This window comes from Rhizobium ecuadorense, assembly GCF_001187535.1.
Taxonomy (GTDB): domain Bacteria; phylum Pseudomonadota; class Alphaproteobacteria; order Rhizobiales; family Rhizobiaceae; genus Rhizobium; species Rhizobium ecuadorense.
Genome location: NZ_LFIO01000700.1, coordinates 1 through 274, shown reverse-complemented (window position 1 = coordinate 274; position 274 = coordinate 1). Strand labels below are relative to the sequence as shown.

Below are 274 nucleotides of genomic sequence, written 5' to 3'. Positions count from 1 at the left end.
CATTCTGTTTCGCGATTATCTCAGGGTTCACCCCGAGAGAGCCAAGGCTTATGCCGAGTTGAAACGCCGGCTGGCCGCAGAGGCAGGCGGCGATTGGGATTTTTACACCGCCGGAAAAACCACGTTCGTCAGCGAGACGCTGCGGTTGGCAGACTTGAGGACGTGGAGTGCGCAGCCGCACTCCGCGCCCGATTAATCGCCGTCACCCCGTCCCGATACGATCTCGCGCTTGCCGACGTGGTTGGCTGGGCCGACGAGACCTTCCGTGTCTCTT

The 274-nt window shown here is 61.3% G+C and carries 1 protein-coding gene; it reads left to right on the top strand.

Features of this window, described 5'->3' with window-relative positions; all coding sequences use genetic code 11:
• Positions 1-196: GrpB family protein (locus AF337_RS13320; protein ID WP_160320296.1), on the top strand; the 196-nt coding region annotated here is incomplete at its 5' end.
• Positions 197-274 lie beyond the last annotated feature (78 nt).